Source organism: Deferrisoma camini S3R1 (assembly GCF_000526155.1).
GTDB lineage: Bacteria > Desulfobacterota > Deferrisomatia > Deferrisomatales > Deferrisomataceae > Deferrisoma > Deferrisoma camini.
In genome coordinates this window covers 3,498,223-3,521,879 of record NZ_JAFN01000001.1, presented here as the reverse complement: position 1 = coordinate 3,521,879, position 23,657 = coordinate 3,498,223, and the positions used below count along the sequence as shown (strand labels likewise).

Sequence of the window (23,657 nt, the reverse complement as noted above, 5' to 3'; positions counted from 1 at the left end):
CGAATGCGACGAATCCTCGCCCCTGCCATCGCGCTTGTCCTCGCGGCCTGGGTCACGGCGGCGTCCGCCGCCCCCAAGGCGATCACCATGAACTTCAAGGACGCCGAGATCGAGGCGGTGGTCCAGTTCATCTCGGAGCTCACCGGAAGGAACTTCATCCTGGACGAAAAGGTCCGGGGCAAGATCACGGTGATCGCCCCGGGCAAGGTGACCCCCGAGGAGGCCTACCAGGTGTTTCAGGCTATCCTTAACGTGAAGGGGTTCACCATCGCGCCGGTCACGGACAAGGTGTACAAGATCGTGGCCACCCGCGAGGCGAAGCAGACGAGCATTGAGACGATGGAGGAGGGGGCCGAGCCCGGAGAGCGGTTCGTGACCCGGCTGCTGCCGCTCAAGTTCGTGCAGGCCGAGACCGTGGCGGGGATCCTCGCCCCCCTGGTGTCCAAGGACTCCTCGGTGGTGGCCTACGCCCCCACGAACACCCTGATCCTCACGGACTCCCTGTCCAACATCGAGCGGCTCGTGAAGATCATCGACGCCCTCGACGTGAAGACCGTGGACACGGTGTTCGAGGTGATCCCGATCCGATACGCCGCGGCCGAGACGCTGGCCAAGAACCTCAGCCAAGCCGTGACCCAGAAGGGGCGCACCGTGCGACGCAGGCCCACCCCCAGGGGCAAGGCGAACGTCCAGGTGCAGGCCGAGCAGGTCTCGGTCAAGATCATCCCCGACTCCCGCACGAACAGCCTGATCGTGATCGCCGACCCCCAAACCCTGGCCGAGATCAAGAAGATGATCCAGGCCCTGGACGTGGAGATCCCCCGGGGCTCGGGCAAGATCAACGTGTACTACCTCAAGTACGCCGACGCCGAGAACGTGGCCTCGGTGCTCACGGCCATCTCCAAGTCCGCCGGAACCAAGGCCAAACCCGGCCAGCCCCAGGTCAAGCGTCCCAAGGTGACCGAGGTGCCGGTGGAGTTCGAGGAGCCGGTGCAGATCACGGCGGACAAGGCCACCAACTCCCTGGTGATCATCGCGAGCCCCCGGGACTACGAGACCCTGACCGCGGTGATCGAGAAGCTCGACGTCCGCCGCCCCCAGGTCTTGGTGGAAGCGGCGATCCTGGAGATGAGCTACGAGAAGTCCCTGGAGCTCGGGGTTGAGTGGCGCACCGTCAACGACATCTCCCGGGATCAGCCCAACGTGTTCGGCGGCACCAACTTCGGCACCATCACCCCCCTCATGCAAAACCCCCTGAACGTGCCCACGGGCCTGTTCCTCGGGGCGGTGAAGGGCACGATCACGTTCAACAATCAGACGTTTCTGAACGTGGGGGCGCTGATCCGGGCCCTCCAAAAAAGCGGGGACGTGAACGTGCTTTCGACCCCCCACATCCTGACAACGGACAACGAGGAGGCCGAGATCGTGGTCTCCGACAACATCCCGTTCCAGACCAGCCAGAAGTTCGACACCAACGGCAACCCCATCTTCACCTTCGAGTACCGGGACGTGGGGCTGACCCTGCGGATCACCCCCCAGATCAACGACGATGACTACGTCAAGCTGAAGCTGTTCCAGGAGATCAGCCAGATCGTGAGCACCACCACCGGCACCTCCACCAACGCGCCCACCACCACCCGCCGGTCGGCCAAGACCACGGTGGTGGTCAAGGACCAGACCACGGTGGTGATCGGCGGGCTCATCAAGGACAACACCCAGGTCAACGTGTCGAGCGTGCCCTGCCTGGGGGACATCCCGTTCCTGGGCGCCCTGTTCCGCACCTCGTCCAACGCGAACCAGAAGACGAACCTGCTGATCTTCCTCACCCCCCACATCATCCGGACCATGGACCAGATCACCGAGATCACGCGGGAGAAGCGGGCCACCTTCGACCGTGGTGTGATGGAGCACAGCGGCGCCCCCCGCAAAACAGCGCCCGCCCCGGAGCCGACCCAGCCGTGAGCGGCCCGGACATCCTGCCCACCCTGGAGGCCCGGGGCCTGCTGACCCCGGACGAGGCCGCGCAGGTCCGCGAGGCGGCGGCCGAGCGGGGCGTGTCGGCGCTGGAGGCCCTGCGGGGCCTGGCCCTGGCGGACGACCGGGAGGTCTCCAGGGCCCTGGCCGAGGCCTACGGCCTCGAGTGGATCGGGGAGATCCGTACGACCGAGGTGCCCGCGGCCTGGGTGAGGCGGGTGCCCATCTCGTTCGCCCGGCGTCACCGGTGCCTTCCCGTGGAGGAGGACGGGGACCGGATCGTGGTGGCCGTGGCCGACCCCACGGACACCCGGGTGCTCCACGACCTGCGGGTGCTGTTCGGCCGGCCGCTCCGGGCGGCCGTGGCCCCGGCCGCGGCCCTGGAGCAGGCGGTCAACCGGGTGTACGAGGAGGGCTCGGACCGGGCCGAGGAGATCATGGAGGAGCTGGCCGAAGGGAGTCTCGAGGGCCTCGCCCAGGAGCTGGAGGAGCCCCGGGACCTGCTGGACGCGGCCGAGGAGGCCCCGGTGATCCGGCTGGTCAACGGCATCCTGTTCCAGGCGGTCAAGGATCGGGCCAGCGACATCCACATCGAGCCGTTCGAGCGGGAGCTCCAGATCCGGTACCGGATCGACGGGGTGCTCTACCCCGTGCTCACCCCGCCCAAGGCGCTGCAGGCGCCGATCACGAGCCGGGTCAAGGTGATGGCCGGCCTGGACATCGCCGAGAAGCGGCTGCCCCAGGACGGCCGGATCCGGATCAAGATCGCGGGCAAGGACATCGACATCCGGGTCTCGGTGCTGCCCACGGCCCACGGGGAGCGGGTGGTGCTGCGGCTGCTCGACAAATCGGCCGTGCTGCTGGACCTGGAGCAACTGGGGCTCGAGGGGGAGCGGCTCGAGGCGTTCAAGAGCCTGATCCGCAAGCCCCACGGGATCCTCCTGGTCACCGGCCCCACCGGCTCGGGGAAGACCACCACCCTGTACGCGGCCCTGTCGCGGATCAACTCCCGGGACGTGAACATCATCACGGTCGAGGACCCCATCGAGTATCAGCTCCAGGGGATCGGGCAGATCCAGGTCAACCCCAAGATCGACCTGACCTTTGCCGCGGGCCTCCGGTCGATCCTTCGCCAGGATCCCGACGTGATCATGGTGGGGGAGATCCGGGACGCGGAGACCGCGGAGATCGCGATCCAGGCCAGCCTGACCGGACACCTGGTGTTCTCGACCCTGCACACCAACGATGCGGCCGGGGCCATGACCCGGTTGGTGGAGATGGGGGTGGAGCCGTTCCTCGTGGCCTCGTCGATCCTGGCGGTGCTGGCCCAGCGGCTGGTGCGGGTGCTGTGCCCCGCCTGCCGCGAGGCCTACGACCCCCCGCCGGGGGCCCTGGAGGAGCTGGGGCTCGACCCCTCGTTCGCCGGGCCGCTCTACCGGCCGGTGGGGTGCCCGGAGTGCCGCCACACCGGGTACCGCGGCAGGACCGGGATCTACGAGCTGTTGTCGGTGGACGACGCCGTCCGGCAGCTGGTCATGCAGCGGGCCAACTCGGTGTCCATCAAGGAGGCCGGCCGCCGGGGCGGCATGATCACCCTGCGCGAGGACGGGGCCCGCAAGGTGGCGGCGGGCATCACCAGCGCCGAAGAGGTGTTGCGGGTCACCCAGGACGAGGTGCTCTAGGGAGCCGCCATGCCGGTGTTCGAGTACGAGGGCCTCAACGCCCGGGGGAAACCGGTTCGCGGCGTGGTGGACGCCGAAGGTCCCCGGGCGGCCCGGCAGGCCCTCAGACGTCAGGGGGTGTTCGCCAGCCGGGTCAGCCCCGTGGCGCGGGCCGAGCGCGAGCCCCAGCGCAGGCCGCGGTTCTTCCCCGGGCGGGGCATCTCGCCGGTGGAGCTCGCCCTGCTCACCCGGCAGCTGGCCACCCTGCTGGACGCGGGCCTGCCCCTGGTGGGCGCCCTCACCGGTCTGCTGGAGCAGACCGAGAACCAGCGCACCCGCCGGGTGCTGAGCCAGATCCGGGCCGGCGTGAACGAGGGCAAGGCGTTCCACGAGGTGCTGGGGGAGCACCCCTCCTCGTTCCCCCCCATCTATCGGAACATGGTGCGCTCGGGTGAGGCCAGCGGGACCCTGCCGGTGGTGCTGGGACGCCTGGCCGACTTCCTGGAGGACTCGGTGGCGTTCCGGCGACGCCTTCAGTCGGCCCTGGTGTACCCCCTGCTCATGGGGTTCCTGGGCACGGGGATCCTGTGGTTCCTGCTCTCCTACGTGGTGCCCCGGGTCACCCGGATCTTCGAGGACCTGCACCAGGCGCTGCCCCTGCCCACCCGCCTCCTGCTCGCCACCAGCGCATGGTTCCGGGCCTACTGGTGGGTGGGCGTGGCCCTGGCGCTGGGCGGGTGGCTGCTGCTGCGGCGGTACGGCCGCACCCCCCGGGGCCGCCGCACCCTGCACCGGCTGTGGCTGCGCACCCCGGCCATCGGCCGGTTCCTCAGCACCGTGGCCGTGAGCCGGTTCGCACGCACCCTGGGCACCCTGCTCGCGAGCGGCGTGGAGTTGCTCACGGCGCTCGAGATCTCCAAGTCGGTGCTGGGCAACGCGGTGCTGGAGGAGGCGGTGGAGCGAGCCCGCGACGAGGTGCGCGAGGGCCGCAGCCTGAGCCAGGCCCTGCGGGCCACCGGGGAGTTCTCGCCGGTGGTGTGCCAGATGGTGGCCGTGGGGGAGGAGAGCGGGGCGCTGGACACCCTTTTGTTGAAGGTTTCCGATGCGTTCGAGGCCCGGGTGGAGGCGGCCGTGGCCACGTTGACTTCCCTGATCGAGCCCATTATGATCCTGGCGCTTGGGGCGGCGGTGGGGTTCGTCGTCCTCTCGATCCTCCTGCCCATCTTCGAGATGAGCCAATTGGTGGGCTGACGCTCCCGGAGACCCGATGCAGACCCGACGACGCCGACCCGACGCCGGCTTCACCCTGATCGAGCTCCTGGTGGTCCTGGTGATCCTCGGGCTCCTGGCCGGCATCGTGATGCCCCGGCTGTTCGGCCGGGGCGAGGAGGCCAAGCGCACGGCCGCCAAGGTCCAGATCCGGGTGCTCGAGGACGCCCTGCACCAGTTCGAGGTGGACAACGGGTTCTACCCCACCACCGAGCAGGGGTTGGAGGCCCTGGTGCGCAAGCCCACGGTGGGCCGGATTCCCCAGAACTGGCGCGAGGGCGGCTACCTGGAGAAGGGGACCATCCCCAAGGACCCGTGGGGCAACCCCTACATGTACATCTCGCCCGGGAACCACGGCGACTTCGACCTGTTCTCCTACGGCGCCGACGGGGAGCCCGGCGGAGAGGGCAAGTACGCCGACATCACCAACTGGGAGGACGAGTGAGCCGCTCCTGCCGGGGGTTCACCCTCATCGAGCTCGCGGTCGTCCTGTTCCTTCTCGCCCTTCTGACGGCGGTGCTGCTGCCCCGCCTCCCCCGCCCCGCCGGGCTCCGAGCCAAAGAGGCCCTGAGGCGCCTGGCCGCCTCGGTCCAGGTTCTCCACGAAGAGTCCGCATTCAAAAAAAAAGCCTGGCTCTGATCTACGACCTGGAGGAGCAGTCGTACCGGGCCGGGGAGTTCGACCCGGAGACCGGGGACTACGTGGACACCCCTGGGCTTCCGATCAAGCCCACCCGCCTCCCCGAGGGCGTGCGGTTCCGCGACGTGCAAACCGCCCTCGAGGGCACGGTCTCGAGCGGCCGGGCCCTCACCCGCTTCCTTCCCCAGGGCTACGCCACGCCCACGTGGATTCACCTCGAGATCGGGGACGACCAGGAGATGACCGTGGTGGTCCACCCCCTGCTCGGCCGCGCCGAGATCCTGGAGGGCCGGGTTGAGGGGCCGTAGGGGGTTCACGTTCCTGGAACTGCTGGTGGCGCTGGCCGTGCTGGGCGCCAGCTTCACGGCGCTGCTGGTGGCCCACGCGTCGGCCCTGAAGCAGGAGGCCCGCGCCCGGCGGCTCATGACCGCCACCCTCCTGGCCCGGGACATCCTGACCCGCACCGAGGTGGACGGGCTCCCCCCCCTGGGGTCCGACCAGGGGGAGTTCGAGGAGTTCCCGGGGTTCACCTGGGAACGGCAGTCCGAGACCACCGAGTTCGACAACGTCCGCCTGGTGCGCATCACGGTGTCCTGGCCCGAGGGGAACCGTCGGGACTCCATGGAGCTGGTGTACTACGCCTGGGCAGAGGAGGAGGAGCCCTGAACCGGGGATTCACGCTGATCGAGGTGGTGGTCACCCTGGCCCTGCTGGCCCTGGTCCTCTCCCTGGTGCAGGGCACCTACTCCGGGGCCGTGCGCAGCCGGGACCGCTCGTCGCAGGCCACGGCCGAGGTGCACCAGGCGGCCCTGGTCCTCGACCGGATGGCCACGGAGATCTCCGGGGCCCTGGTGTCCGCCAGCCGCGCGACCGCCACCGGGTTCGTGGTGGAGCCGGACGCCGACGGGAACGCGACCCTGACCTTCACCACCCGCCTCGCGCCGATCCCGGGCCTGCGCCCCGGGGGGCCCGTGGAGCTTCGGTACAACCTGGAGGCCGACGACGACGGGGTGCTGCGGCTGGTGCGGCGGGAGGAGGCCGACCCCGACGAGGACCCCGAGGAGGGGGGGCTCGCCTACCCCGTGCTGGAGAACGTGCTGCGCTTCCAGGTGCTGTGCTACGACGGCACGGAGTGGGCCGAGTCGTGGGACAGCCGCATCCGGGAGGAGGAGCCGTTCCTGCCCGAGGCGGTGTCGCTGGAGATCGCATGGGGACCCGACGAGAACCACGAACGGGTGCTGCGCACCGCCACCCCCCTGTACTCCCGACGGAGGCTGCCGTGAACCGCCAGAGGGGCGCCGCCCTCCTGCTCGTGCTGCTGCTGGTCAGCCTTCTTTCCATCGTGGTGGTGGAGTTCCTCCGGGAAGCCCGGGTGGAGGCCCGCACCGCGGCGAACCTCCGTGACGCCCTCCAGGCCCATGCCCTGCTGCGCTCGGGCGTCGCGGTGGGCTCGGCCCTGCTGCGGGCCGACGCCCGGGACAACCAGGTGGACCACCGGGGCGAGCCCTGGGCCGACGTGATCCCTCCGATCCCGCTGGGGGACGGGGTGCTCGCAGTATCGGTGCACGACCTGTACGGCCGGTTTCCGCTGGGAGCGGTGCTGAACGATCGCGGCGAGCCCCTGGCGTCGCGCGTGGAGGCGCTGCGGCGGCTGTTCGAGGCCGCGGCGCCGGCGGACGCGGACCCGGACGGCCTGGTGGAGGCGCTGGTGGATTGGATCGACGCCAACACCGACGGCCTGTACGAGGACAATCCCGAGCACCCGGTTCCCAACCGGCCGCTGACGGACGTGGACGAGCTGGCCAAGATCGAGGGGTTCACCCCCGAAGTGGTGGCGGCGGTGCGGCCCTACCTGGACGTGAGGGCGGACCCCAAGGTCAACGTGAACACCGCGCCGGTGCCGGTGCTCCACGCCCTGCACCCGGATCTGGGCCTGGAGCGGGCCCAGGAACTCTACGACGACCTCACCGAGAACCCCCTGGACCGGGCCACCCAACTGAAGAACCGCTCGGCCATGGCCGGGCTCGCCGTGACCCGGCTCGTGTTCGAGGTGGTGGTGGAGAGCCCCCGGTTCCTGGTGGACCTGGCCGCGGACGTGCGGGGCGTGAACCGGCAGGCCCGGGTGATCCTGGAACGAAGCCGGGCCGAGGACAAGGTGTGGGTGGCTTCCTGGCGGGAGGAGTAGATGCGGGACTGGAGGCATCTCACCGGCGAGCCGGTGATCGTGGTGGCCGCAGGGGTGGAGCACCGGGGGATCGCGGTGGAGATGGGCGAACGGGGCATCCTGCTGCGGACGCCCTCCGGGTTCCGGGAGATCCCGTGGGACCGGATCACCGCGATCAGGCCCGAGCGACCCGGCAGCGGCGGGACGGGGCCCGGGCGATCGGGGCTTTGATCCGACGCCTCTCGGGGCGCCGATGGGGCCTGGGCTCCAACGGCTGAGAACAAAAAGGCTTTCTCGGCGTTCTAGCTTCCCAGCAACTTCGGCTAGAAGGCTGGGAGGCTGGGAAGCTAGGAGGCCAAAAACCTCTTTGCCCCTAGCAAGCTCGGGTCCTCGGCCCGCTAGCCGGCTCCCCAGCCGACGCCAAGGTCTCGGTGGGTATGGGGCCTGCAGGAGCGCCGGGAGCGGCTTCTATGCTCGCCGCATCGGGCCCGCCCCAGCGCCACCGCAAAGGGATCTTGGGTCTTTCTAGTCTCCAGTTTCCAGTCTCTAGTCTCTGAAAGGCCCCGCAGGGGACTGAGGTGACTTCCGGCCGACGTCACCGGTACGGGCCGGGCCGCGTCTCGAACTCGGCCGGGTCGAGTTCCAGGAACCGCACCAGTGTGTCCCAGGTTCGGTTGACCACCTGCTCCGGCCGCACGCCGGCGGCCGAGGCCACCCGCCAGGCCTCGGAGACCTCCCCCACCTGCTGGGCCACGTGGGCGTCGGACGAAAGGCACACCATGGCGCCCATCCGGGCTGCCTCGGCCGCGATGGCGTGGCAGGTCTCGAGGCTCCCCTTCCGGGCGTTCACGAACGAGGCGTTGTTGATCTCCAGGGCCACCCCCCGGTCCCGGGCCGCCGCCACCAGGGCCCCCACGTCCACGGGGAACGCCGGATTGCCGGGATGCCCGAGGATCCGGACCCGGGGGTGGGCCATGGCCGCGATCAGCACCCGGGTGTTCTTCCGCGGGTTCGAGGCCTTGAGGCCGCACCCCTCGTGGAACCCCACGATGGCGAAGTCGAGCCGAGCCAGCAGGGGATCCGGCAGGTCCAGGTCCCCCCGGGCGTTCACCGGGTTCGCCTCCACCCCCCGGAGGATCCGCACCCCGTCCATCACCCGGGGCAGGAACCGCAGGGCCGAGAAGTGATACAGATGGGGCCCGCCGGGCAGGGCCGGGCCGTGGTCCGCGAGCCCCACGGCCCGCAGGCCCCTCGAGCGGGCCTCGCGGGCGATCTCGGCCACGGTGGAGAAGGCGTGGCCGCTGGCGACGGTGTGGACGTGAAGGTCGGCTTGGATGCGCATGGGACGCGGATTGTAGTATAGACCGCCCCGCGAGGGTAGATCGGCCGAGGCCGTCCGCCCCCGCCGTGGCGTTCCCCCAAGTTCACGGGCCGGAGGCAGCCCCCTGGAATCCCGCATGACTCTCGACGAACTGTTCTCCTCCCAAGGCCCTTTGGCCCGGCTCCTGCCCGGGTACCAGCCCCGGCCCGCCCAGGTGGAGATGGCCCGGGCGGTGGCCGAGGCCCTGGGCCGGGGCGGCGTGCTCCTGGCCGAGGCCGGCACCGGCACCGGCAAGACCCTGGCCTATCTCGCGCCGGCCGTGCTCTCCGGCAAGCGGGTGGTCGTGAGCACGGCCACCAAGACCCTGCAGGCCCAGATCCTCGAACGGGACGTCCCCCTGCTCGCCCAGGCCCTGGGCCGCCCGGTGGCCGCGGTGCTGCTCAAGGGCCGCCAGAACTACCTTTGCCTTCGCCGGTTCGAGGCGTTCCGGGCCCAGCCCCTGTTCCGGTTCCCGGAGGAGGCCCGCCTGTACGAGCGGTTCGAGCGGTGGGCGGGCGCGACCTCCACCGGCGATCGGGCCGAGTGGGCCGACCTGCCCGACGACTTCGGTCCCTGGAAGGACGTCTGCTCCACCCGGGAGACCTGCTGGGGCGGCCGGTGTCCCCGGGAGGAGGACTGTTTCTTCCTGCGCCGTCGCCGCGCAGCCCAGCGGGCCCAGGTGGTGCTGGTCAACCACCACCTGCTGTGCGCCGACCTGGCCGTGCGGGCCACCTCGGCCGGGGAGGTCCTGCCGCGCTACGAGGCCCTGGTGCTGGACGAGGCCCACCACCTCGAAGCCGTGGCCACGGACCACTTCGGCACCCAGGTGAGCAGCTACCGGCTGGCGGAATTCCTCCGGGACGCCCGGGCCGCGTTCACCGCGGGCGGCAGCCTGCCGGCCCCGCTGCACCGGGCCCTGGAGGCCGTGGCCGGGGCCTCGTCCGCCTTCTGGCGGTCCCTGCCCAGGGCGGGCACGGCCCGCCGCATCCGGGGCACGCTCCCGCCCCCGGCGGACCGGCACCTCAACGCCCTCCGGTCGGCCCTGGACGCCTGGGCCGACCGGATCGGCGGCAAGGAGACCCAGTCGGCCGAGGCCGAGGCCCTGGTGCGGCGCACCCAGCAACTCCGGGAGGATCTGGGCCGGTTCGCCTCGGCCCCGGAGGCCGGGGAGGTGCGATGGCTCGAGACCCGAGGCCGGGGGGTGTTCCTGCGGGCGGCGCCCGTGGAGATCGGCCCCACCCTGGCTGCCTCGCTGTTCTCCCGAGGCATGCCCGTGGTGCTCACGTCGGCCACCCTGCGGGTGGGGGGGTCGTTCGAGTACCTGCGGGAGCGGGTCGGGGTGCCGGAGTCGGCGGCCGAGCTCGTGACCGAGAGCCCCTTCGACCACCGCAGCCAGGGCCTGCTCTACGTGCCGCCCGCCCTGCCCGAGCCCAACGCCCCGGGGTTTGCCGAAGCGGTGGCCGAGGAGGTGCGGGAGCTCCTGCGGATCACCCGCGGCCGGGCCTTCTGCCTGTTCACATCCCACCGGAACCTGCGGGCCGTGGCGGACCGGCTCCGGGGGCGGGTGGATTTTCCCCTGCTGGTCCAGGGGGAAGGGCCCCGGGAGGTGCTGCTCGCCCGGTTCCAGGAGGACGTGCACTCCGTGCTCCTGGGCGCCCTGTCGTTCTGGGAGGGGGTGGACGTGCCGGGTCACGCCCTGAGCGCGGTGATCATCGACCGCATCCCCTTCGCCAGCCCAGAGGATCCCTTGGTCCAGGCCCGGATCGAGCGGATCCGGGCCGAGGGCCGGTCACCGTTTGCGGCCTACCAGCTTCCGGCCGCGGCCATGACCCTGACCCAGGGGGTGGGCCGCCTGCTCCGGCGGGGGGACGACCGGGGCCTCGTGGCGATCCTCGACCGGCGGATCGTGCAGAAGGGGTACGGCCGGTTCCTGTTGCAGAGCCTGCCCCCGTTCCCCTTGGTCCGGAATCGGGAACGGGTGGCCCGATTCTTCGCCGATCGCGGGCTTTCTTGACGGTCTCCGGAGCCGTGACTATGATCCCGCGGCACCGCCCGCCACGGCAGGCCCATCGAGGCAACCATGCGAAACCCACCCCGTGACCTCCTGGAGCGACTCCGCTACTTCGAAAAGCAGGTGGAAGACCTGTTCCGCCGGCTGTTCGAGGACCAGCTGGCGCCCACGGCGCTGGCGAACCCGGGGGCGTTCCCGGCGGTGGACGTGATCGAGGAGGAGGGGAGCATCTGGGTGCGGGCCGACGTGCCGGGGGTGGACCGTTCCTCCCTTGAGCTGTTCGCCGGCCCCCAGTTCCTGGTGCTTCGCGGCACGAAGCCCGCCCCGGAGACCCGATGGAGCTATCTGCGGGTGGAACGAAGCTACGGACCGTTCCAGCGCATGGTGCTGCTGCCCGCTGCGGGGGACCCCTCTGCCATTCGGGCCGGGCTGGACCGGGGGGTGCTGGAGATCCAGATTCCCAAGATGGAGGAGCGACGGCGCGGCTACCGCCGGATTCCCATCGAGTGACGAGGCGATCCATGTCGCACAGCGAAGAACTGCCCACCGTGGTGGACAACAGCGAGACTCAGGGGATCGAGATCCCCGAGGTGCTGCCCATGCTCCCGGTGCGGGACGTGGTGGTGTTCCCGTTCATGATCCTGCCCCTGTTCGTGGGGCGGGAGAAGTCGGTGGCGGCCGTGGAGGAGGCCCTCCAGGGCAACCGCATGCTCTACCTCGCCACCCAGAAGGAGGTGGCCACCGAGGACCCCGGCCCGGACGAGATCTACGAGATGGGCACCGTGGGCATGATCATGCGCATGCTCAAGCTCCCCGACGGCCGGATCAAGATCCTGGTTCAGGGTCTCAGCCGGGCCCGACGGGTGGAGATCCTCTCCACCGACCCGTGCTTCCGGGTGCGGGTCGATGCCGTGCCCGAGCCGGGGGCGGCCGAGCCCGACTACGAGGCCGAGGCGCTGATGCGCTCGGTGCGGGAGAAGCTCGAAGAGATCGTCAACATGGGCAAGGGGATCTCCACCGAGATCATGATGATCCTCGAGAACGTGGAGGACCCGGGCCGGCTCGCCGACATCGTGGCCGCCAACGTGAACCTCAAGGTGGCCGACGCGATCCAGGTGCTGGAGGCCGTGGACCCCAAGGAGCGGATCACCCGGGTCCACAGCCTGCTGGAGCGGGAGCTCCAGGTGCTCATGGTCCAGGCCAAGATCAAGTCCGCCGCCAAGGAGGAGATGAACAAGAGCCAGCGGGAGTACTTCCTGCGCCAGCAGCTCAAGGCGATCCAGGAGGAGCTGGGCATCACCGACGAGCGCGGCGAAGAGATCGAGAACCTGCGCCAGAAGATCGACAAGGCCAAGATGCCCAAGGAGGCCCGGGCCGAGGCGGAGCGGGAGCTCAAGCGGCTCAAGGACATGCCCCCTTCGTCCGCCGAGGCGGCGGTGATCCGCACCTACATCGAGTGGCTCACCGAGATGCCGTGGCGCAAGCGCACCCGCGACAACATCGACATCCCCCGGGCCCAGAAGATCCTGGACGAGGACCACTACGACCTGGAGAAGGTGAAGGAGCGGATCCTCGAGCACCTGGCCGTCAAGAAGCTCAAGCCCGACACCAAGGGCCCCATCCTGTGCTTCGTGGGCCCGCCCGGGGTCGGGAAGACCAGCCTGGGCCAGTCCATCGCCCGGGCCATGGGCCGCAAGTTCGTGCGCATCAGCCTGGGCGGGGTGAAGGACGAGGCCGAGATCCGGGGCCACCGCCGGACCTACGTGGGCGCCATGCCCGGCCGGATCGTCCAGGGCATCCGCAAGGCCGGGTCCCGCAATCCCGTGTTCATGCTCGACGAGGTGGACAAAATCGGCCAGGACTTCCGGGGAGACCCCGCCTCGGCCCTGCTCGAGGTGCTGGATCCCGCCCAGAACGCCACCTTCGAGGACCACTACCTGAACGTGGCCTTCGACCTGTCGGAGGTGATGTTCATCTGCACCGCGAACCTGACCGACCCGATCCCGCCGGCCCTCCTGGACCGGATGGAGGTGATCCGGCTGTCCGGGTACACCCGGGAGGAGAAGCTCGAGATCGCCCGGCGCCACCTGATTCCCCGACAGACGGCCGAGCACGGTCTCGGCGAGGGCCTGTTCGAGATCTCCACCGAGGCCCTGGGCGTGCTGATCGACCAGTACACCCGGGAGGCCGGCCTGCGGAACCTGGAGCGGGAGATCGCGAACCTCTGCCGCAAGGTAGCCCGGCGGGTGGCCGAGGGCCAGAACCGCAAGCACCGCATCACCCGCCAGAACCTGCACCGGTTCCTGGGCCCCCCGCGGTTCCTGCCCGAGGCAGAGGTGGAGGAGGACCTGGTGGGGGTGGCCACCGGCCTGGCCTGGACCCAAGCCGGCGGCGACATTCTCCACATCGAGGTCACCACCATGAAGGGCCCCTCCAAGCTGATCCTGACCGGGCAGCTCGGCGACGTGATGAAGGAGTCGGCCCAGGCCGCCCTGTCGTACGTGCGGAGCAAGGCGGCGGACCTGGGGGTGCCGGAGGACTTCTTCGAGCAGCGGGAGGTCCACATCCACGTGCCGGCCGGCGCGATCCCAAAGGACGGCCCCTCGGCCGGGGTGACCATGGCCGTGGCGCTGTTGAGCATCATGACCGGCCGGCCGGTGGACCACACCCTGGGCATGACCGGCGAGATCACCCTGCGGGGCCGGGTCCTCCCCGTGGGCGGCATCAAGGAGAAGTGCCTGGCGGCCATGCGGGCCGGGTTGAAGGCCGTGATCCTTCCGGAACGCAACGGGAAGGACCTGGACGACCTTCCCCCCAAGGTCCGCCGGGCCCTCGAGTTCCACCTGGTGAAGACCATGGACGAGGTGATCCGGCTGGCGTTGAAACCCGCTCCGGCCGCCCACGCCTCGGACGCCCAAGGGGTTGCCGCTTCGTGAACCTGTCCGAGGTCGGCGAGTTCGGCCTTCTGCGCCGGCTCGGCCTGCTGGAGCAGTCTCCGCCGCCCGGCCCGGTCGTGGGGCCAGGCGACGACACGGCCGTCCTTCCGCTGGAGGGCGGCTTTCTGCTGTGCACGGCCGACGCGCTGGTGGAGGGGGTCCACTTCCAGCGGGGCTGGGGACGGCCCGAGGATCTGGGGTTCAAGGCCCTGGCCGTCAACGTCAGCGACGTGGCGGCCATGGGCGGCACCCCCTGGGCGTTCACGTTGACCCTTTCGGCTCCCCCCGACCTGCCGGTCGACTGGATCGAGGGCCTGTACCGGGGTCTGCACGAGGCCTGCCGGGCCTTCGGCTGCCGGCTGGTCGGGGGCGACACCACCTCGGCGCGGGACGTCACCCTTTCGCTCGCCCTCCTGGGCCGGACGGACCGGCCCGTGCTCCGGCGCGGGGCGAGGCCCGGCCACGACGTGTACGTGAGCGGGGCTCCCGGCGAGAGCGCCGCCGGCCTGGCCCTTCTCCGGTCCGGCCGGCCCGAGCGGTTCCCGGGCCTGGTGCGACGCCACCTCCGGCCCGAGCCCCGCCTGGCCCTGGGGCGGAGCCTCGGCGAGACCGGCGCGGCCACGGCCATGATCGACGTGTCGGACGGGCTCTTGCAGGACCTGGGCCACCTCCTTCGGGCCAGCAGGGCCGGCGCGGAGCTGTGGCTCGAACGGATCCCGCTGGCCGCGCCCCTCGAGCGTGCGGCCCGGGAGCTTGGGTGTGAGGCCCTGGACTGGGTGCTGGGGGGTGGGGAGGACTACGAGCTCCTGTTCACCTGTCCGGCCACGGCACGCCGGCGGGTGGAGGCCCTGGCCCGCGCCGCGGCGGTGCCGGTCTGGCGGATCGGCCGCGTCGTCGACGGCCCGGACGTCCGCCTGCTCCACCGGGGCCGTCCCTGGCAAGGGGCGGTCGCCGGCTACGATCACTTCCGGAAGCCCGGGTCGTGAGCCCCGGCCGTCGTTTCCCCCACCCCTGGGACGAACTCCCCTGGTTCACCACCCTGGCCGACGCCGTGGCCCGGGCGGGCGGGCTGGACCTGCGGGCCTACAAGGAGAGCGCGGTGGTGCGGCGGGTCCGGGCCCGGGCCAAGGCCCTGGGGGAGGCGGACGCCGAGGCCTACGCCCGACGGGTGGCGCACGACCCGGCCGAGGCCCGGCGGTTCGCCCGCAGCCTCAGCGTGGCGGTCTCGGGTTTCTTCCGGGACCCCGCGGTGTTCCAGGCGCTGGGGAGGCTGCTGCCGGAGCTGGCAGCCCAGAGGGAGGGCCCCCGGGGGCTGCGCCTGTGGAGCGTGGGATGCTCCAAGGGGCAGGAGGCCTACTCCCTGGCCGCGACGATGCTCCAGGCCCGGCCCGAACCGCCCCCGTTCCGGGTGCTCGGCACCGACCGGGACGAGCGGGCCCTGGCGCGGGCCCGCGAGGGGGTGTACGGCGATCGGGACGTGGAGGGGCTTCCGACGGACCTGCGGGCCCGGGTGCTGGAGCGGGCCGGCGCCGGCCGGTGGCGGGTCCGTGCCGAGGTGAGGGAACGGGTGGAGTTCCGCACCGCCGACCTCCTCGACCCGGCCTCGTACCCCGAGCGCGTGGACCTGATCGCCTGTCGCAACGTGCTCATCTACCTGCGCCGGCCGGTGCAGGTCTGGGTGCTCGAACACCTGGCCTCCGCGCTGGCCCCCGGCGGGGCGCTGGTGCTGGGCACCAGCGAGACGCTCCTGGGGCTGCGGCCCGAGCTGTTCGTGCCGTGGGATGCGAGGCTGAGGATCTACCGGAAGAGGGGCTGACACACCGGGTTGCGTTCAAACCGAGAGCCCTCGGAAGTCTCCTCAGGCCCCTGCGGGGCCCTACTGTAGCGTTTCCGAAATACCGTGGTTTTCTCGGGGGGGTGGGGCTGGGGGCCCCTCCTTCGCTGAACGGCCTCGCAGGGGCCGCCTCGGCGCGGTCCGCTGCGGCGCGTGAGAGCACGCGCCGCGGCCGCTCCCCTGGCGCCGGGCGGCCCAAGCTGCTCGGCCGTCGCGCTTCGTCGGAGCCCCCAGCCCCACCGACGCAATCCGCATACGTTTTTGCGAAACGGAACACTACAACGGGAAGGGCAACTTTCGTTGGTCCGGGCCCAGCGCCGGCGGTGGGGCATGGGGCCTGCATTTCAGGAATCAGGAGTCGGTGGACAGAAGACAGGGGAAGACCGCTCCGGCAGTTCTCCTGTCTACTGTCCTCTGAATTCTGGCCCCTGATGCGGCCGCGCCCGGCGCTCCGACAGGTCCCTTGCTCTGGTCAGGGGCCCAATGGCTTTGACCGCGACTTGGCATGCCCCCCGCTCAGGGGCCGGCGGGGCGGTACCCGCCCGACGGCAGGCTCTCGGGGTTCTTGAAGAGGAACTCCACCCGCCGGTTCTTGGCCCTGCCCTCGGGGGTGTCGTTGGGCGCCACCGGGCGGCTGTCGGCGAACCCCACCGCCACCAGCCGGGTCGGGTCCGCCCCCTTCTCCACCAGGTACCGCAGCGCGGCCGTGGCCCGGGCCGCGCTCAGCTCCCAGTTCGAGGGAAACCGCTCCGTGTGGATCGGCACGGAGTCGGTGTGGCCCAGAATGTAGAGATCGAAGGTGTACTTGTTCATGAGGGCCGCGATCCGGTCCATCACGGCGGCGGCCTCGGGCCGGAGGTCGGCCGAGCCGGACGGGAACAGGAGCTTGCCCTCGACCCGGACCGTGACCCCCTGGTCGTCCATGTACACCTCGGCCGCCCCCCCGAGGTCCTGGAACAGGGCCTGGACGATGCTCATGAACTGCTGCATCGACGCGCCCTGTTCCTGATCTTGGCCCTCGCTCTGGGCCTGGTCCTGCATGGCCTGCTCGAGCATCTGTTCGATCGGGGTCTGGGACCGGGCCATGTAGTCGCCCCAGGTCTCCTTCTGCACCCCGAACGCGTCCTTGACGCTGCCGAGCATCTCCCGGAACTTCTGGACGTCCATATTCGCGAAGGACAGGAGCAGAACGAAGAAGGTCAGCAGAAGGGTGGACAGGTCGGCAAAGGTCGCCATCCACGCCGGGGCACCCTCCTCGGCCTCCTCCTGGGGGCCCTGGTTCAGGAGATCGTCCATACCCATCTAGGCCGCCTCCCCCGCGGCTTCCCCGCCCGAACCGCCGTCGCGCTTCTCCTTGCGCATGCCGGGCGCCACGAACGCCTCCAGCTTGTCTTTGAGCACCTTGGGGTTCGCGCCCTGCATGATCGAGATGATCCCCTCGGTGATCACCTGCTTCGCTAGCGCCTCCTCCCTGCTCCGGTACTCCAGCTTGTTGGCGATCGGCAGGCAGACCAGGTTGGCGATCAGGGCTCCGTACAGGGTGGTCAGGAGGGCCACGGCCATGGACGGCCCGATCGAGGACGGGTCGTCCAGGCTCCGGAGCATCTGCACGAGCCCGATCAGGGTCCCGATCATGCCGAACGCCGGGCCCATCGCCCCCATCTGTTTGAACACCTTCTGCCCGATGGCGTGGCGCTGCTGGGTGAAGCTCACGTCCGTGGCCATGATGAACCGGATGAGCTCCTCCTCGTTGCCGTCCACGGCCAGTTGGATTCCCTTCTTCAGGAACGGGTTCGTGATCTCCTTTTCGGCGTCCTCCAGCGCCAGGATGCCGTTCGTGCGGGCCAACCGCGACAGGCTCACCATCTGGTCGATGATCTCGTCCAGGTTCCAGGTGTCTTCCTTGAACGCCTTCACGGCCACTTTCACGGCACCCATCACGGTGCGCATGGGGAACATGATGAAGGTCACCGCGGTCACGCCGCCCACCACGATCAGCACCGACGGGATGTCCACGAACGCCAGCGGCGCCCCACCGATGACGATGGACGAGAGGATCAGGATGACCCCTGCCGCAAGCCCGATGATCGTTGCCAGGTCCATGAAAGCTTTCTCCCCGCACGTCGGAGGTTCAGACCTTCTCCCTCTTCGGCCCGACCCCGCAAAACTTGAGATCGCCCCGAGGTTCTGCGGGTACGGATCCCGACGAAAACATCGCCAGATTCGTGACGCTTTCCCTCGGAAGGAAACCAGCACCGACCCGAGCCCGCCGTTTCGGCGGCAGGGCATGGGGTCTGCGGTTCAGGAACCAGGGTCCAAAGGACAGAGGGCAGAAGTGTAGGGCGCCTCCTATGATGTGCGAAGCTCTTACTAATACCAACGGAACTATTGTCAGATCCCCGGCGTTCACAAGGGAACCAGCGGGTGGGGGGCTGGTGGAGAGCCGGGCGCGGCCCCTTACGTCGCCGCGCCCTCACCCGGCTTGGATCGCTTTGGAAGTTCAGGAACTTCCGCCACCGGCGCCCCGGCCTACCGGGCTGACAACGGCATGCGAAGGCGCGGCGAAAAGGGTGCCGCACTCGCGCCCGGCCGGAGCCAGTCCCCCACCCGCGTCCGGCAATACCTTCGTAGGCCTTAGTAATTCTACTTTGTCAGATTCGCCGAGGCCTTGGCAAAGAGCGGGTCCGGAAGTATAGTAGCTCTGGGATTCATCGTAACACTTTGAAATAAAAGGAGGATTAGAATGATTACTAAATCGGAACTGACTAGGTAATAATTCTTCTAATCTAGCCAGCTCCCCTCACCCCCTCGCGGAGTTGGAGCACGACCTGGATCGGTTCACAGCACGCTACCGATCGCATTTCACCTCTCGTACCCGCTCGTGCGTGAAGGCCGCCGAGGCGTATTTTGCCGGCTTGGCGCAAGCCCGGAAGCGAAACATGGAGCGCATCGCAGAAGTCGTTCCGGACGCCGACGACCAACGCCTGCAGCATTTTGTGTCGTACTCCCCGTGGGATCACCGCGAGGTGATCGACCATGTGGCCCGTGACGCCGACCGGTTGTTGGGAGGCTCCCCCAACACGTGTCTGATCGTGGACGAAAGTGGGTTCCCCAAGAAGGGCGACCGATCGGTTGGCGTTGCGCGCCAGTGGTGTGGGCGCCTGGGCAAGGTGGAGAACTGCCAGGTGGGCGTGTTTGCCGCCCTGGCCCGCGACGGGGAGGTGACGCTCACCGATGCACGGCTGTACCTGCCGAAGGCGTGGGCCGAGGATTCGGCCCGGTGCAAGCGGGCGAAGGTTCCGGAAGCCGAGCGGGGGTATCGCACCAAACCGGAACTGGCCTTGGAGATGGTTCGGCACGCCCGGCGCCTGGGGGTGGAGTTCGCCTGGGTGGGGGCAGATTCGTTCTACGGGGCCGACCCGAAGTTCCTGCGGGGGTTGGACGCCGACGGGGAAGTGTTCGTGGTGGATGTGAAGGCGTCCCAGCGGATCTACCTGGAGGATCCTCGGCCCCAGGTACCCCCGCGGCGCAGTGCGCGTGGGAGAGCGCCCCAACGGCCTCGGGCGCAGGGGCCGGAACCGATCCGGGTGGATGCGTGGGTGCGCAACCAACCGGGGGAGGCCTGGCGGCGTTTGTCGTATCGGGACTCCACGAAGGGCCCACTGTGGGTGGAGGTGCTTCACCGCAGAGTGTGGGTGTGGGACGGGCGGGAGTCCAAGGCCCACTGCTGGCACCTGATTGTGCGGCGCTCGGTGCGCAACCCGGGGGAGATCAAGTACACGCTGAGCAACGCGCCGGAGCAGACGTCGGTGCGGCGATTGGCGTACATGCAGGGGCAGCGCTATTGGGTGGAGCGAAGCCTGCAGGAGGCCAAGAGCGAAGTGGGCATGGCCGAGTATCAGGTGCGGTTGTGGCAGGGGTGGCATCACCACATGGCGATGGTGCTGATGGCGTTGTTGTTCTTGTTGGAGGCACGCCGAAAGCATCGTGGTGCGTTCCCCTTGTTGAGCGCGCGCGACGTGCGGGAAGTGCTCAGCGTTTTGCTGCCGCGCGCGAACGCGACACTGGAAGACGCCTTGGCGCAGATGGCCCGACGTCACCGGCGAAGGGCATCCGCGATGGCATCGCACACCAGAAAAGCCAATCAAAGCCAAGCGTTATGAAAATCTGACAAAGTAGAATTAGTAATGAGGCGGAAGGCTTTCCCCTGTCTACCGTCCTCTGAATTCTGACACCTGGTATGGCCGCACGCGGATCTCCAGCAGACCCCATGCCCCCCAGGCTTTGGGGCGGTCCGAGAGCCGCCCGGCCGCCTAGCCACCTAGCGGGCCGAAGGCCCCATACCGGCGACCGTTGACCGTAGACCGACGACCGAAGTTGCATGGAAGGGTTCGTAACGCTGGCCGGGCGACGGCCAGATGTGGTACCTATCCCCCCAATCCCGGCACCCTGGAGAACGCCATGCGACGCCTCCTGTTCCTCGGGCCCCTCCTGTGCGCCCCGCGCGCGGCCTGGGCCGTCCAGCGCCACACGGGCGAGGGGCTGGTGGCCCACGTGATCGCCCACCTGGCCCTGGCCGGGGCGTTCGGGTTCCTGGGCTGGAGGGTGCTCCGGGACCGGGAGGCCAGGGAACGGCCCCTGGGCTGGGGAGCCGCCCTGTTCGCCCTCTGGAGCCTGTGGGCCCTGGCCAGCCATCTGCGGCCGGGCTCGTGGCTGCTGGAGCGGGATCATCTGGTGCTCGTGCCGGCCCTGTGGCTCGTGTGGGTGGGACTTCGGCGCATGGCCCGGGGGGAAGCACGGTGACGGAGCTGTTCGCCCTGGCGGTGGATCGGGGAGGGGCGGTCGCGGCCCTGGTGCTGGCCGTGCTGATCCAAAGGGAGGCCTTGGCCCTTCCCCGGTCGGTCAGCGGCGTGTACTTCCGGTGGCTGGGGGGGTTGATCCTGGCGTTCGCGGCCGCTCGGGCCGTGTCCCACTTGGTGCTGCCGTCGGTCGCCGGTCATTGGGCCGGGGCCGGAAAGCTGTTCCAGGTGACCGGCGCCTTCAACACCGTGCTGTTCGCCGGGCTCGCCGTGGCCACCGGGTTCCACCGGCAGACGAGCCATCTGCAGCAGGTGGTGGTGGACGAGCGGGAACGGCTGCGCGCCGAGCTGGCCGAGGCCCAGGCCCGGCTCCAGGCCCATCGGGACCGGCTGGTCGAGGCCGTGGCCACCGCCCGCACCGTGCTCCGGCAGGTGGTGGAGCACGCGGACTACTCCCAGCGGTTCCCCAACCCGGCCGCCCCGCTGTGCTGGAAGCGGGTGGAGTGCCCCGAACCGGACTGCCCCGCCCGGGGGAACACGGAAGAACGGTGCTGGCGCGTGCGGGGGGGCGCCGAAGCCGACCGGCCGTGCCGGTTCGAGTCGTGCCCGGACTGCCCGGTGTACCGGGAGGCCACGGCCGACGAGATCGGCGCCCTGGCCGAGACCGTGAACGACCTGCTGTACCTGCTGGAGCGCAGCGCCGGCGAGCGCCGGCTCTATCTGTCGGCCCTCAGCCACGACATCCGGGGGCAGCTCGGTTCGGTGCGGGGGTTTCTGGAACTCCTGGCCGACCCGCAGACCCCAGCGGACCCCCAGGAGCTCGTGTCGCTGGCCCGGTTCTCCCTGGAGCGGGTCACCCATCTGGCCGAGACGTTGGTGCTGGACGGCCGGGCGAAGGCGGGGATGCTCGAGCCCCAACCCCGGCCCCTGGGGAGCAGGCCCCTGCTGGAGAAGGTGCTCGCGGCCTTCTCTCCCCACGCGGAGATGCGCGGGGTGCACACCCGCATCGTGGTGGAGCCCGGCTGCCCGGACCGTTTCCGGGCCGATCCGCTGATGCTGGAGCGGGCCCTGGCGAACCTCGTGGACAATGCCCTCAAGCACTCGCCCCAGGGCACCGCGGTCACGCTGCGGGCCACCGCCGGGGAGCGGGGGGGGATCCGGCTCGCGGTGGAGGACCAAGGGCCCGGCATTCCGGCCGAGCGGCGCCCCGAGGTGTTCCGGCCGTTCTGCAGCTGGGACGAGGGGGGCACCGGGCTGGGGCTGTTCGTGGTGGCCGCCGTGGCCCGGGCGCACGGGGGCCGGGCGTGGGTCGAGGACGGCCCCGGCGGCCGGGGGACCCGGTTCTGGATCGAGATCCCAAGGGGCGAACCGAGCGAGGGGCAGGCATGAGCGACGGGACCAAGGGCGGCCTGGCCTTCTTCGGCCTGTGGCTCCTGCTGCACGAAAAGGCCGACGACTGGATCCGGGAGGCCCTGCGCCGGGCCCGGGAGACGCCCGAGGATCTGCGGGACGAGTACGAGCGGTTCCTCCTGTCGGTGGAGGAGGAGAAGGAGCGCCTCAAGACCGTGGTGGAACGCATGGCGGCGAACCAGATCCGGGCGTTGGGGTTCCTGGGGCCGGACGAGGCCCAGGACCTGCGGGACGAGATCCGGGAACTCCGAGAGCGGCTGCGGGCGGTGGAGGATCGGCTCGACCGCCGGGACGATGGCGCCGCCTGAGCCGGCCCGCCGGCGGCGATGGGCCAGGGCCGTTCGGCTGTTCCTCGAACGGGCCGGCCCGGGGTTCGTGAAGCTGGGCCAGGTGCTGTCGGTCCGGCCCGATCTCGTGCCCGAACCGCTGCGCCGAGAGCTCGAGGCCTTGCAGGACCGGGCCGCTCCGGTACCCTGGGCCCGGGTCCGCCACACCCTGGAACAGGCCCTCGGCGCCGACCTCCGGGAGACGTTTCGGGCCCTGGACCCCCGACCCGTGGCGAGCGCGTCGATCGCTCAGGTGCACCGGGCCCTCCTGCCGTCGGGTCGGGCGGTCGCGCTCAAGGTGCTCCGACCCGGGGTGGAGCGGGAGATGGCCCGCAACCTGCGCCTCGCAAGACGGCTGTCTCCCGTGCTGGGGCTGTGGCCGTCCCTGCGGGGCCGGGTGGACGCCCGCTCCCTGTGGGACGAGATCGAACGGGCCGCCCGCGACGAGCTGCACCTGCGGGGCGAGGGCGAGACCGCGGCCGAGTTGGGCCGGAGGTTCCGGGGGGATCCGTGGATCCGGGTGCCCCGGGTGTTCTGGGGCCATACGGCCCGCAGGGTGCTCACCACCGAGTGGGTCGAGGGCCACAAGATCTCGGCCCCGGAGGCCCGGGGGCATCCGTCGTACCCGGCCCTGGCCGAGGCGGGCGCGCGGGCGTTCTTCCGGCAGGTGCTCGAGTTCGGCCTGTTCCACGCCGACCTGCACCCGGCCAACCTGCTCGTGACCCGGGACGGCCGGATCGCGTACGTCGATTTCGGCATCCGGGGGCGGCTCGACCCCGGCGAGCGCCACGCGGTGCTGGGCACCCTGGCCGGGATGCTCAGCCGGGACCCGGCGCTGGCGCTCCGGCACCTGGAGCGGCTGGGGGTTCGGGTTCCCGAGGCCCATAGGTCTGCCTTCGTACAAGAGGTGGGCCGTGCCCTCGACGCGGGGCTGGGGCCCTGTCTGGGAGAGGTTCCGGTGGCATCCATCGGAATGGGGCTGCTGCGGGCGGCACGGCGGCACGGGGTCCGGTTTCCCCACCGCCACGCGGTGCTGGTCAAGGCCCTGCTGTCCATCGAGGGAACGGCCCGCATGCTGCACCCCGGCTTCTCGCTGGAGCGGTGCGCCCGGGGCTACCTGCGGGAGCTGGCCCTTCGGCGCGTGGATTTCGCAACGGTTGCCGAGGCCCTCTGGCGCGGCACTGCTTTGATGGGGCTGGGCGGGTTGGTCGCCAGCCAAACGGCGCGGCGATCCCCCCGCAAGGTGTTCTCCCTGGCCCCTGACGGCTGAACTC

General features: G+C 70.2%; 23 protein-coding genes. 20 read left to right on the top strand and 3 right to left on the bottom strand.

What is annotated here, in order from left to right; all coding sequences use genetic code 11:
• Positions 1 to 3: 3 nt before the first annotated feature.
• The 10 genes from gspD (at position 4) to DEFCA_RS0115490 (ending at position 7,938) form a co-directional block, all read left to right on the top strand.
• Positions 4 to 1,962: a type II secretion system secretin GspD gene (gspD, locus tag DEFCA_RS0115535; RefSeq protein ID WP_025323930.1), complete on the top strand. Its 1,959-nt coding sequence runs from the start codon at positions 4 to 6 to the stop codon at positions 1,960 to 1,962.
• Positions 1,959 to 3,656 (top strand): type II secretion system ATPase GspE, encoded by a 1,698-nt coding sequence (gene gspE, locus DEFCA_RS0115530; protein WP_281173789.1) that lies wholly within the window; start codon positions 1,959 to 1,961, stop codon positions 3,654 to 3,656. The genes gspD and gspE overlap by 4 nt, the downstream gene beginning before the upstream one ends.
• A gap of 9 nt (positions 3,657 to 3,665) precedes the next feature.
• Positions 3,666 to 4,886, top strand: a complete 1,221-nt coding sequence (gene gspF / locus DEFCA_RS0115525; protein WP_025323928.1) for a type II secretion system inner membrane protein GspF — start codon at positions 3,666 to 3,668, stop codon at positions 4,884 to 4,886.
• A 16-nt stretch (positions 4,887 to 4,902) separates the two neighbouring features.
• The gene (gene gspG, locus DEFCA_RS0115520; RefSeq protein ID WP_025323927.1) at positions 4,903 to 5,349 is read left to right on the top strand and encodes a type II secretion system major pseudopilin GspG; all 447 of its coding nucleotides are present in this window, start codon (positions 4,903 to 4,905) and stop codon (positions 5,347 to 5,349) included.
• Positions 5,346 to 5,543: a prepilin-type N-terminal cleavage/methylation domain-containing protein gene (locus DEFCA_RS22415; RefSeq protein WP_025323926.1), complete on the top strand. Its 198-nt coding sequence runs from the start codon at positions 5,346 to 5,348 to the stop codon at positions 5,541 to 5,543. The genes gspG and DEFCA_RS22415 overlap by 4 nt, the downstream gene beginning before the upstream one ends.
• Before the next feature lie 62 nt (positions 5,544 to 5,605).
• Positions 5,606 to 5,851 (top strand): hypothetical protein, encoded by a 246-nt coding sequence (locus DEFCA_RS19730; protein WP_025323925.1) that lies wholly within the window; start codon positions 5,606 to 5,608, stop codon positions 5,849 to 5,851.
• Positions 5,838 to 6,209, top strand: a complete 372-nt coding sequence (locus DEFCA_RS0115505; protein WP_025323924.1) for a prepilin-type N-terminal cleavage/methylation domain-containing protein — start codon at positions 5,838 to 5,840, stop codon at positions 6,207 to 6,209. Before DEFCA_RS19730 ends, DEFCA_RS0115505 begins: the two co-directional genes overlap by 14 nt.
• Positions 6,137 to 6,826, top strand: coding sequence for a type II secretion system protein GspJ (locus DEFCA_RS0115500; protein ID WP_342672966.1), 690 nt, complete (start codon positions 6,137 to 6,139; stop codon positions 6,824 to 6,826). Before DEFCA_RS0115505 ends, DEFCA_RS0115500 begins: the two co-directional genes overlap by 73 nt.
• On the top strand, positions 6,823 to 7,728 hold the full coding sequence (gene gspK / locus DEFCA_RS0115495; protein WP_025323922.1) for a type II secretion system minor pseudopilin GspK: 906 nt from the start codon (positions 6,823 to 6,825) through the stop codon (positions 7,726 to 7,728). Before DEFCA_RS0115500 ends, gspK begins: the two co-directional genes overlap by 4 nt.
• Positions 7,729 to 7,938: a hypothetical protein gene (locus DEFCA_RS0115490; RefSeq protein WP_025323921.1), complete on the top strand. Its 210-nt coding sequence runs from the start codon at positions 7,729 to 7,731 to the stop codon at positions 7,936 to 7,938.
• Positions 7,939 to 8,302: 364 nt separating this feature from the next.
• On the opposite strand, the gene DEFCA_RS0115485 is transcribed toward DEFCA_RS0115490, so the two are convergent.
• Complete coding sequence (locus DEFCA_RS0115485; protein ID WP_025323920.1) at positions 8,303 to 9,049, bottom strand: PHP domain-containing protein; 747 nt, start codon at positions 9,047 to 9,049, stop codon at positions 8,303 to 8,305.
• Positions 9,050 to 9,164: 115 nt separating this feature from the next.
• On the opposite strand from DEFCA_RS0115485, the gene DEFCA_RS0115480 reads away from it, so the two are divergent.
• From DEFCA_RS0115480 to DEFCA_RS0115460, 5 genes are all read left to right on the top strand, one after another.
• Complete coding sequence (locus DEFCA_RS0115480) at positions 9,165 to 11,081, top strand: ATP-dependent DNA helicase (RefSeq protein ID WP_029734202.1); 1,917 nt, start codon at positions 9,165 to 9,167, stop codon at positions 11,079 to 11,081.
• A gap of 66 nt (positions 11,082 to 11,147) precedes the next feature.
• Entirely contained in the window at positions 11,148 to 11,588 is a 441-nt protein-coding gene (locus tag DEFCA_RS0115475) for an Hsp20/alpha crystallin family protein (protein ID WP_025323918.1), read from the top strand.
• A gap of 11 nt (positions 11,589 to 11,599) precedes the next feature.
• The gene (gene lon, locus DEFCA_RS0115470) at positions 11,600 to 14,014 is read left to right on the top strand and encodes an endopeptidase La (protein WP_025323917.1); all 2,415 of its coding nucleotides are present in this window, start codon (positions 11,600 to 11,602) and stop codon (positions 14,012 to 14,014) included.
• Entirely contained in the window at positions 14,011 to 15,000 is a 990-nt protein-coding gene (gene thiL / locus DEFCA_RS0115465) for a thiamine-phosphate kinase (RefSeq protein WP_025323916.1), read from the top strand. The genes lon and thiL overlap by 4 nt, the downstream gene beginning before the upstream one ends.
• Positions 14,997 to 15,830 (top strand): CheR family methyltransferase, encoded by an 834-nt coding sequence (locus DEFCA_RS0115460; RefSeq protein WP_025323915.1) that lies wholly within the window; start codon positions 14,997 to 14,999, stop codon positions 15,828 to 15,830. The genes thiL and DEFCA_RS0115460 overlap by 4 nt, the downstream gene beginning before the upstream one ends.
• 534 nt (positions 15,831 to 16,364) lie before the next feature.
• On the opposite strand, the gene DEFCA_RS0115455 is transcribed toward DEFCA_RS0115460, so the two are convergent.
• Entirely contained in the window at positions 16,365 to 17,150 is a 786-nt protein-coding gene (locus tag DEFCA_RS0115455; protein ID WP_051463270.1) for an OmpA family protein, read from the bottom strand.
• Positions 17,151 to 17,951: a motility protein A gene (locus DEFCA_RS0115450; RefSeq protein WP_025323913.1), complete on the bottom strand. Its 801-nt coding sequence runs from the start codon at positions 17,949 to 17,951 to the stop codon at positions 17,151 to 17,153.
• Between the two features lie 713 nt (positions 17,952 to 18,664).
• On the opposite strand from DEFCA_RS0115450, the gene DEFCA_RS0115445 reads away from it, so the two are divergent.
• The 5 genes from DEFCA_RS0115445 (at position 18,665) to DEFCA_RS0115425 (ending at position 23,653) form a co-directional block, all read left to right on the top strand.
• Positions 18,665 to 20,011 carry an IS701 family transposase gene (locus tag DEFCA_RS0115445; protein ID WP_084318607.1) on the top strand — a complete coding sequence of 449 codons (1,347 nt, stop codon included), beginning with the start codon at positions 18,665 to 18,667 and terminating at the stop codon, positions 20,009 to 20,011.
• Between the two features lie 298 nt (positions 20,012 to 20,309).
• Positions 20,310 to 20,651 carry a hypothetical protein gene (locus DEFCA_RS0115440; protein WP_025323912.1) on the top strand — a complete coding sequence of 114 codons (342 nt, stop codon included), beginning with the start codon at positions 20,310 to 20,312 and terminating at the stop codon, positions 20,649 to 20,651.
• Positions 20,648 to 22,036, top strand: a complete 1,389-nt coding sequence (locus tag DEFCA_RS24375) for a sensor histidine kinase (RefSeq protein WP_025323911.1) — start codon at positions 20,648 to 20,650, stop codon at positions 22,034 to 22,036. The genes DEFCA_RS0115440 and DEFCA_RS24375 overlap by 4 nt, the downstream gene beginning before the upstream one ends.
• Entirely contained in the window at positions 22,033 to 22,365 is a 333-nt protein-coding gene (locus tag DEFCA_RS0115430; protein ID WP_025323910.1) for a hypothetical protein, read from the top strand. The genes DEFCA_RS24375 and DEFCA_RS0115430 overlap by 4 nt, the downstream gene beginning before the upstream one ends.
• Positions 22,352 to 23,653, top strand: a complete 1,302-nt coding sequence (locus DEFCA_RS0115425) for an ABC1 kinase family protein (RefSeq protein WP_025323909.1) — start codon at positions 22,352 to 22,354, stop codon at positions 23,651 to 23,653. The genes DEFCA_RS0115430 and DEFCA_RS0115425 overlap by 14 nt, the downstream gene beginning before the upstream one ends.
• Positions 23,654 to 23,657 lie beyond the last annotated feature (4 nt).